9 protein-coding genes and 1 pseudogene are annotated in these 9508 nt (G+C 67.7%); 9 read left to right on the forward strand and 1 reads right to left on the reverse strand.

Annotated features, from left to right (window positions below):
• Window positions 1-92: 92 nt before the first annotated feature.
• The 9 genes from AC1DGP_RS33085 to AC1DGP_RS33125 are packed head-to-tail and all read left to right on the forward strand — an operon-like array spanning window position 93 to window position 9370.
• Window positions 93-875, forward strand: a complete 783-nt coding sequence (locus AC1DGP_RS33085; protein WP_441493720.1) for a GntR family transcriptional regulator — start codon at window positions 93-95, stop codon at window positions 873-875.
• A complete protein-coding gene (locus AC1DGP_RS33090) occupies window positions 872-2377 on the forward strand; it encodes an ABC transporter substrate-binding protein (RefSeq protein ID WP_476833117.1) in 1506 nt (501 codons plus the stop codon). Before AC1DGP_RS33085 ends, AC1DGP_RS33090 begins: the two co-directional genes overlap by 4 nt.
• A gap of 6 nt (window positions 2378-2383) precedes the next feature.
• A complete protein-coding gene (locus tag AC1DGP_RS33095) occupies window positions 2384-3310 on the forward strand; it encodes an ABC transporter permease (protein ID WP_441493722.1) in 927 nt (308 codons plus the stop codon).
• The gene (locus AC1DGP_RS33100) at window positions 3307-4164 is read left to right on the forward strand and encodes an ABC transporter permease (RefSeq protein ID WP_441493723.1); all 858 of its coding nucleotides are present in this window, start codon (window positions 3307-3309) and stop codon (window positions 4162-4164) included. The genes AC1DGP_RS33095 and AC1DGP_RS33100 overlap by 4 nt, the downstream gene beginning before the upstream one ends.
• An 11-nt stretch (window positions 4165-4175) precedes the next feature.
• Window positions 4176-4961, forward strand: a complete 786-nt coding sequence (locus AC1DGP_RS33105; protein ID WP_441508124.1) for an SDR family NAD(P)-dependent oxidoreductase — start codon at window positions 4176-4178, stop codon at window positions 4959-4961.
• 11 nt (window positions 4962-4972) lie between these two features.
• Entirely contained in the window at window positions 4973-5881 is a 909-nt protein-coding gene (locus tag AC1DGP_RS33110) for a polysaccharide deacetylase family protein (RefSeq protein ID WP_441508125.1), read from the forward strand.
• Entirely contained in the window at window positions 5881-7425 is a 1545-nt protein-coding gene (locus AC1DGP_RS33115; RefSeq protein WP_441508126.1) for a gamma-glutamyltransferase family protein, read from the forward strand. The genes AC1DGP_RS33110 and AC1DGP_RS33115 overlap by 1 nt, the downstream gene beginning before the upstream one ends.
• Entirely contained in the window at window positions 7422-8402 is a 981-nt protein-coding gene (locus tag AC1DGP_RS33120) for an ABC transporter ATP-binding protein (RefSeq protein ID WP_476833118.1), read from the forward strand. Before AC1DGP_RS33115 ends, AC1DGP_RS33120 begins: the two co-directional genes overlap by 4 nt.
• Window positions 8399-9370, forward strand: a complete 972-nt coding sequence (locus AC1DGP_RS33125) for an ABC transporter ATP-binding protein (protein WP_476833119.1) — start codon at window positions 8399-8401, stop codon at window positions 9368-9370. Before AC1DGP_RS33120 ends, AC1DGP_RS33125 begins: the two co-directional genes overlap by 4 nt.
• A 12-nt stretch (window positions 9371-9382) precedes the next feature.
• On the opposite strand, the pseudogene AC1DGP_RS33130 reads toward AC1DGP_RS33125, so the two are convergent.
• Window positions 9383-9508 (reverse strand): annotated as a pseudogene (locus tag AC1DGP_RS33130) (IS630 family transposase); the annotation flags it as partial.

The raw sequence follows: 9508 nt of genomic DNA on the forward strand, positions 1-9508 counted from the left end.
CGCGTCGTGCGCGTTCGACGCCTCCAAGGCATTCTATTTGAGATGTCACAAAGCACTTGTGAAATCTCAGAATCTGATCCAGCATGCCTGCCATGCTCGATACCTCGCCTGCGTTCGCGCCATCCTCGTCGCTCCCGGTTGCGGAGACGCAGCTCGATGTCGCAAGCCGGCGGCTGCGCAAGGCGGTCGTCTCCTGCGAGCTTGCGCCGGGCGAATTCGTCCATGAGGCCGCCCTGGCCGAACGCTTCGCACTGGGCCGCGCCGGTATCCGCGTCGCGCTGACCGAGCTCACCGCGGCCTGCTTCGTCGACCGGCACGCCCGCCAGGGTTGGCAGATCGCACCCGTCGACGGCGCCCTGATCGCGAGCGTACTGGACGGCCGCCGCAGGCTGGAGCCGTCGCTGGCGACGCTGCAGCCGAGCGGGCAGACCCAGGCTGCACTGGCCGCGCTGCTTGGCGTGATGGACTCTGTCCGGGGCCGGACCGAGCCGGTGGCGCTTTCGACCGCGCGCTCCGCCGAACGGCAGCTGCGCAACCTGCTGGCCGCGGCGACCGGGACGCTTGCCCGCCGCTGGCTCGGCGACATCTGGGACCATGCCGATCGGATCGTGCGCATGCTCGACCTCGCCGGCCATCCGATTGCGCCGGCTGAGCTCGGCGATCTCGTGAGCGCACTTGCCGCTGGCGATGCCGAGGCGGCGAGCCTCGCCATCGCCGCGGAGCACCGGCGCTTCACCGAGGCACTCGCCCAGGGCCTGATGCTGGCGGCATCGCGGCCCGCGCCACCACCGGCCCGCTCGGCAAGGCGCTCGCGACGGACGACGACCATCACCACCGACCAGCCCCGCCCCCTCTCGAAGGAGCAGCAGCGATGACCCCTCTCTCACGGAATGCTCGTCTTGCTGCGCTGGCCGCAGCGCTCGCTTTCTCTGCCGCCCCCGCCCATGCATCGAAGGAGCGCTTCGTCGTCGACCTCGTCAACGAGCCGTCCTCGCTTGATCCGCAGGTGCAGTGGAACCCCGACAGCTACTATGTCTACCGCAACATCTTCGACAATCTCGTCACCCGCGACGACAAGGGCGAGATCGTCCCGCAGGTCGCGACGAGCTGGAAATACCTCTCCGACACCGAGATCGAATTCGAACTGCGCTCCGATATCCTCTTCCACGACGGTTCGAAGCTGACCGCCGAGGATGTCGCCTACAGCGTCAAGCGCATCACCGACCCGAAATTCGGCAGCCCGCAGCTCGGCCAGTTCGACAAGATCACCGATGCCGTCGCGCTCTCGCCGACCAAGGTGAAGCTCACCACCAACGGCGCCTATCCCGCCCTGCTGGCCCAGCTGGTCAAGCTCTCGATCGTGCCGAAGGCGGTTGTCGAGGCCGTCGGCAAGGATGCGTTCAACCTGAAGCCCATCGGCAGTGGCCCCTATAAATTCGAAGGCTGGCAGCGCGGCGTCCAGGTCTCGCTCACCCGCAACGATGCCTATTGGGGCGACAAGGGTCCGTTTCCGGCGGTGATCTTCCGCGCCGTGCCGGACGGAGCGACCCGGGTCGCCAATCTCCAGGCCGGCACCAGCGATCTCGGCGTGACGCTCGACAGCGATCAGGCGGCCCAGCTCAAGTCGTCGGCCAAGGCCAATGCCCTGATCGGCCTGACCGAGCGCGTCGCCTATCTGCGCCTCAACACCACCAAGCCGCCGTTCGACAACGTCAAGCTGCGCGTGGCGGCGGCCCATGCCATCGACAAGGAAGGCATGGTCGACGGCCTGCTCGGTGGCTTCGACAAGCCCGTCTCGCAATTGCTGACGCCTGCGAGTTTTGGCTGGATCGAGGGCATGAGCGGCCCTGGCTTCGACCTCGCCAAGGCCAAGGCCCTAGTCGCGGAGGCCGGCCCGGCGGCAAAGGCCGAGATCGAGCTTGCGACCGCACCGGTCTTCGATCAGCGCATCGTCCAGGCGATCCAGCAGCAGCTCGTCGATGCCGGCTTCACCGTCAAGATCGCGATGACCGACATGGCGACCTATCTCAAGCGCTCGCAGGCCGGCCCCGAGGCCACCTCGACGCTGAGCTTCGGGCGCTGGTCCTGCGCCTGCCAGGATGCCGATGGCGTGCTCTTCCCGCTGGTCCACAAGAGCAGCGGCTGGTCGGCCTATCGCAACCCGAAGGCCGACAGCCTGCTCGAGGAGGCGCGCCAGACGCTCGACAAGGACAAGCGGCTTGCCGCCTACAAGCAGGTTCACGAGATCATCGCGACGGAAGCCCCGCTCGTGCCGCTCTATCAGGCGGCCGTGCTCTACGGCGCGACCAAGAACCTGCAGTTCAAGCCGACGCCGAATGAAAGCATGTTCCTGAACCGCATGAGCTGGGTGGACTGAGGCTTCGTGCAGGGCTTTCTTCTCAGGCGTGCCGGACAGGCGCTCGTCACCATCCTCGGGGTGGTGACGCTGATCTTCTTCGTCCAGCGCCTGACCGGCGATCCGACCTATCTGCTGGTGCCGGAGACCGCGACCAAGGCCGATGTCGAGGCGCTGCGCCATGCGCTCGGCTTCGACCGGCCGCTTCTGCTGCAATATCTCGACTTCCTGGCTGATCTCGCCCGTTTCGATCTCGGCCAGTCCGTGGTGCAGCGCGTGCCGGTGCTGACGATCATCGCCTCGCGCCTGCCCTACACGCTGATGCTGGCGGCGGGCGCGCTCGTCGTCGCCTGCGGCATCGGCGTGCCGATGGGCATCCTGCTCGCGGTGTTTCGCGACAGGCCGATCGCCAAGGCTGCTTCCGGCATCGTGCTGGCGGCCCAGAGCATGCCGACCTTCTGGAGCGGCATCCTGATGATCCTGGTCTTCTCGGTGCTGCTCGGCTGGCTGCCACCCTCCTCCACCGGCGATTTTTCGCATCTCATCATGCCCTCCTTCGCGCTCGGCCTGCTCAGCATGGCGACCTTTGCGCGGATCACCCGCTCGGCCCTGCTCGACGAGCTCTCGAAGGACTATGCCCGCACCGCCCGCTCGCGCGGGGTCCGCACCGGCCGGCTGCTGCTGCGCCATGTCGCCCGCAACGCCTCGATCCCGCTGATCACAGTCGCGGCGCTGGAAATCTCGAACCTGCTCGCCGGTGCGGTGATCGTCGAGACGGTGTTCGCCTGGCCCGGCATCGGCCAGGTGACTGTGCAGGCGATCCTGGCCCGCGATTTCATGATCGTGCAGGGCGTCGTGCTGATGGGGGCCTTCGTCACCGTGCTGCTCAACCTGCTCTCCGACGTACTCTACAGCATCATCGATCCGCGCATCGTGCTGGACGGGGCGCGATGAGCGCGATCGCTGCCTCCAGCCCTGGCCCGCGCCGCCGCCTCGCGCTTGGCCGCTGGTGGCCGGTCGCGATCATCGCGCTCGTGGTGCTGGTCGCGATCCTGGCGCCCTGGCTCGCGCCCTATGACCCCAATGCCCAGAACCTCGCCGGCCGGCTGAAGCCACCAGGCACCGTCTCGCGCAGCTTCCATTACTGGCTGGGCAGTGACGAGCTCGGCCGCGACCTGCTCAGCCGGATCATCCATGGTTCGCGGGTCTCGCTGATCGTCGCCTTCGCCTCGGTCATCCTGTCGGGGACCGTCGGCACGGTCCTGGGCATGATTGCCGGCTATCGGCGCGGGTTCGTCGAGGTCGCGGTGATGCGCGTCGTCGATGTCTTCCTCTCGATCCCGGCCGTGCTGCTCGCTATCATCACCGTCGCGGTGCTGGGGCCGAGCCTCGTCAACGTCATCATGGTGCTCGCGCTGACGCGCTGGCCGCGATACGCCCGCGTGGCCTATAGCCAGACACTCACGGTCGCGACGATGCCCTATGTCCGGCTGGCCGCGCTGATGGGCGCCGGCGCCGGGCGCATCCTCTTCCGCCATATCCTGCCCAACATCATCGGCGCGGTCAGCGTCGTCGCGACGCTCGAATTCGGGCTGATGGTGCTGTTCGAGGCGGGCCTTTCCTTCCTGGGGCTCGGCGTGCAGCCGCCGACCGCGAGCTGGGGGGCGATGCTCTCGACCGGCCGCAACTATGTCGCGACCGCCTGGTGGGCTGCGACCCTCCCCGGGCTTTGCCTCTTTGTGCTCGTGCTGGCCGTCAATCTGACGGGCGATGCCGTGCGCGACCGCCTCGACCCCCGTTTCCGCTAGGGATCATGACCATGTTCGACGACATCAAGGGAAGACGCGCGCTCGTCACCGGCGCCTGCGGCGTGATCGGACGCTGGATCGCGGAAACGCTGCACGAGGCCGGCGCGGTGCTGGCGCTGACCGATGCGCGCGAAGACGAGCTTGCGGCCCTAGCGGCTTCGCTCGGGCTCGGCGGCGAGAGCTTCACCAAGGCGGCCGACCTGACCGACGAAACCTCGATCAAGGCGCTTGCGGCCGAGATCGGTACGCGCTGGGGCGCGGTCGACATCCTCGTCAACAATGCCGGCATCTATCCCAGCGGCTTCCTGCTCGACACCTCGACGGAAGAGTTCGACCGGATCTTCTCGGTCAACCTGCGCGCACCCTTCATCCTGACCCGGGAGATCGCGACGCAGATGGTGCGCCAGGGCGTCAAGGGCTCGATCATCAACATCTCGTCGGGCGCCTCGCGCAAGATGCGGCGCACCGTCGTGCCCTATTGCACCTCCAAGACGGCGCTCGACCGGCTGACCAAGGGCTTTGGCGTCGAGCTCGCCGAATTCGGCATCCGCGTGAATGCGCTCGAGCCCGGCTTTGCCGCCGGCAGCAAGGTCAGCGACCTGACCGAGGCGCATATCCAGAGCACGATCTCCCAGATCCCGCTCGGCCGCCCCTCCTCGCGCGAGGATGTCGGCAATGGCCTGCTTTATCTCGCCAGCAGCGCCTCGGCCTATGTCACCGGCGCGACCCTGACGATCGACGGAGGCAACTCCATCGGCTCGCTCGCCGTCCATCAGGACAAGAAGAACCCGCTCTAGTGGAGGKCACGATGACAACCTCCCTTGCGCCTGCGCGCTTTCCCGTCTCGGATTACGAATGGCCGGCCGGCAAGAGCAGCGCCTTCTGCTTCAGCGTCGATGTCGATGCCGAGAGCCCCTATCTCTGGAACCTGTCCGAGGGCGCGCCCGCCACGCTCGGACAGATCGAGCAGCGGCTGTTCGGCCCGCGCATCGGCATCTGGCGCATCCTCGACCTGCTCGACCGCTACGGCATCAAGGCGACGATGTTCGTGCCGGGGCTGGTGGCGAAGAACCATCCGGAATTGCTGCCGGCCTTCGTCGAGCGCGGCCACGAGATCGGCCTGCACGGCTATTTCCACGAGATCGCGACCGAAGCCGGTCCCGAGGAATTCGCCCGCGCGCTCGATGAATCGCTGGCGCTGTTCAAAGCCCAGGCCGGAATCGTGCCGAAGGGGTTCCGCTCGCCGGCCTGGGAGATGACGCCGGCCATGCTGGCGGAGGTGAAGCGGCGCGGCCTCTATGACAGCTCGCTGATGGGCTTCGACCATCCCTACACGATCGACGGCATTACCCAGGTTCCGGTGCTCTGGGCGGTCGATGACGCGATCTATTTCCGCTTCACCGGCAGCCCGACGGACCGCGCCCCGCCCTCGCCGCAGGGCGGCATCCTCGAAGCCTGGCTCGACGAGTGGCACATACTGCATCGCGAGGGCCGGATGATGATGCTGACGATCCATGACTGGATTTCCGGCCGGGCCGGGCGGATCAGGATGCTGGAGCGGCTGCTCGACGCGGTGACCTCTTCGCCCGGCGTCTGGATCGCGACCGTAGGCGAACTCGCGGCCCATCATGCCGCAAGCGCCAATGCCCAGCGCTTCAGCGTGCCGTTGCGCCTGGCCGAGCCAAGCGCGCCACGACGCTTCAAGACGCCGTGCTGATGCAGACCTTCACCGTCCGCCGGCCTGCCGTCCATTCGGCCCATGGCCTCGTCGCCGCACAGAACCGGCACGCAGCCGAGGCCGGCGCGGCCGTGCTCTCTCGCGGCGGCAATGCGATGGATGCGGCCATCGTCACCGCATTGGTGCTCAGCACGGTCGAGCCCTGGCTCTCCGGCATCGGCGGCGGTGGTTTCCTCGTCCATGCCGATGGTCGGACGGGGGCGACCGAAACGCTCGATTTCAATGTCCGTGCGCCTGCCGGCATCGACCCGGCGGATTATCCGCTCACCGATGCTCAGACCGGCAACTGGTTCGCCTGGCCCTCCGTGGTGGGGGACCGGAACGTCTCCGGCTATGGTGCGATCTGCGTTCCCGGCGCGATCGCCGGTTTCGCCGCGGCGTTGGAGCGTCATGGCACCCTGTCCTGGGAGGAAGCGCTGCAACCGGCGATCGAGCATGCCGAGCGCGGGCTGGAGATCGACTGGTTCGCGGCGCTCTGCATCGCGATCGAAATGGCGGGCATCGCCCGCGACCCGGTGCTCGCCGCCCTGCTGCTCGACAATGGCCATGCGCCCAAGGCCGGAGCCGATACGCGGCGCTTCAAGCCGATGGTGCAGAAGGCGGCCTTGCTCAGGCGGTTGGCGACGTCCGGCGCGCGCGATTTCTACGAGGGCGAGACGGCGCGCATGCTGGCAGTCGATCTCGCCGCCGGCGGCTCGGCCATCCGGCCGGGCGATCTCGCAGCCTATGACGTCACCTGGGCGCCGCCGCTGACCGGGCGTTATCGCGATTTCGACATCGCCGCCATTCCCGGCCTCAGCGGCGGGCCGAGCTTCCTCGATGCGGCGGTGCGTCTGGCGTCCGGCCCGCTCTCGCGCGAGACGACGCCTGCGCAACGGGCCCTGCTCTATGCCAGCGCCATCCGCGAGGCCTATGCCACGCGCCTGACCACGCTCGGCCATGCAGCGACACCGCAAGCGGGCTGCACCTCCCATGTCAGCGTGGTCGATCGCGACGGGACCATGGTCTCCTTGACCAACACCCTGCTCTCACGTTTCGGTGCCAAGGTCGCGCTGCCTAATGCCGGCATCATCATGAATAACGGCATGATGTGGTTCGATCCACGCCCCGGCCAGCCGAACAGCATCGCAGCCGGCCAGAAGCCGCTCGCCAATATGTGCCCGCTGGTGCTGAGCCAGGACGGGCGACCGGTGCTCGCCATCGGCGCGGCCGGCGGGCGCACGATCTTCCCGACCGTGCTCCAGCTGATCTCCGGCATCGCCGATCTCGGTCTGTCCCTGGAGGAGGCCTTCCATCGCCCGCGTATCGATGCCTCGACGCCGCGCATCAAGATCGACGCCCGCGCCGAACCCGACGTCGCCGCGACCGTCGCCACCGCCTTCCCGGTCGAGATCGTCGAGGACACGCTCTATCCCGTAAATTTCTCGATTCCCTCGGCGGTGATGACCTCTTCCGCCGGCGGCTTCATCGGCATGGCCCATCCGACCAGCGCCTGGGCGGCAGTCGTCGCGGCAACCGCATGAGCACGACAGAGGCCCCCGTCCTGGCGATCGAGGATCTCGTCGTCGAGATCGACGGCAACCGCATCATCGATCAGGTCTCGCTTTCGGTCGGTGCCGGACGGATCCTCGCCATCGTCGGCGAATCCGGCTGCGGCAAGAGCCTGACCGCGCTCTCGATGCTCGGCCTGCTGCCGAAGGCGGCACGGTTCATGGGCGGCGCGATCCGGCTCAACGGGCGCGACCTGACAGGGCTTGGCGAGGCCGCGCTCTCCGATGTCAGGGGCAATGAGGCGACGATCATCTTCCAGGAGCCGGTCGCCTCGCTGAACCCGCTAATGCGTGTCGGCGAGCAGGTCGAGGAGGCGCTGATCCTGCATCGCGGCCTCTCGGCCAGCGCCGCGCGCGCGGAGGCGATCGCGATGATGACGCGCGTCGGCATTCCCGATGCGACGCGGCGCGCGCGCCAATATCCGTTCGAGCTCTCGGGCGGGATGTGCCAGCGCATCATGATCGCCTCGGCACTGATCTGTCGCCCGGCCCTGCTGATCGCCGACGAGCCGACGACGGCGCTCGACGTGACGATCCAGGCCCAGATCCTCGACCTGATGCGCCGCCTGCGCGAAGAGGTCGGCACGGCGATCGTCCTGATCACCCATGACATGGGCGTCGTTGCCGATCTCGCCGACGATGTCTGCGTGATGTATGGCGGGCGCATCGTCGAGAGCGGCGCGGTCGAACCGATCTTCGCCGAACCGCGCCACCCCTATACCAAGCTCCTGCTCGCCACGATTCCGACGCTGCAGGGCCAGCGCAAGGCCGTGCTGCGCACCATCGAGGGCATGGTCCCGAGCGCCGGGTCCTGGCCCGATGGCTGCCGCTTTCGGACGCGCTGCCCGCTGGCGGACGAGGCCTGCCTGGCGCCGCCGCCTCTCGCCTGCGTCGGAGAAAGCCATCGCACCGCCTGCTGGCATTCGGACCATGTCGAGGCGCTGGTATGACCGCATCGCCGCTGCTTCAGGTCCGCGATCTCAAGGTCCATTTCAAGCTGCGTCGCGGCGTCGGTACGCCGGGCGGCGTGGTCAAGGCAGTGGACGGCGTCTCCTTCGACGTTGCGGCCGGCCGCACATTGGCGCTGGTCGGCGAATCCGGCTGCGGCAAATCGACGACCGCCTATGCCGTGATCGGCCTCGAACAGGCGACGGGTGGCACGGTCGCGTTCGATGGCCGCGACATCACCGGGCTGAAGGGGCGCGAGCGGGCGCAACTCGCCCAGGAAATCCAGATCGTCTTCCAGGATCCGAGCGCCGCGCTCGACCCGAAGATGAGTATCGAAGCCAGCATCAGCGAGCCGCTCGCCATCGCCGGCTGGACGCGCAGCGACCGGCGAAAGCGGGTGGCCGAGCTGCTCGACCGGGTCGGCCTTCCCGCCGCCTTCGCGGAGCGTCTGCCGAGCGCGCTCTCGGGCGGGCAACGCCAGCGCGTGGTGATCGCACGCGCGCTGGCCCTGTCGCCGCGCCTGCTCATTCTCGACGAGCCGGTCTCGGCGCTCGATGTCTCGATCCGCTCGCAGGTGCTGAACCTGCTGCTCGAGCTGCAGCGCGATCTCAACCTCGCCTATCTGTTCATCTCGCATGACCTGTCGGTCGTCAGGCATATCGCCGACGAGGCGATGGTGCTCTATCTCGGCACGGTCATGGAAAGCGGGCCGATCGATACGATGTTCGAGGCGCCGCAGCACMCCTATACGCAGGCGCTGCTCTCGGCGATCCCGCTGCCGGACCCGCTGCTGCAACGCCGGCGCGAGAAGATCATCCTGACCGGAGACCTGCCGAGCCCGCTCTCGCCGCCGCCAGGCTGTCCCTTCGTCAGCCGTTGCCCGATCCGGATCGAGCCCTGCAGCGCGGCCCGTCCGCCCCTGCTGGAGACGGCGGCAGGGTCGCGCGTGGCCTGTATCCTGAGGCACTAGAGCATTTTCACGTTATTCCGGCTCATATCCGGCAGCCCTGAAGTAGTTTTTGCATTCGTCGGGAGTGAAGGCGTCGAGGATTGTTCCGATGGTTCGCCAGAGGCCTTCGACGGTTCGCTCGGCTGCTTTTCGCAGGAG

Source organism: Allobosea sp. 05T433, from assembly GCF_056396065.1.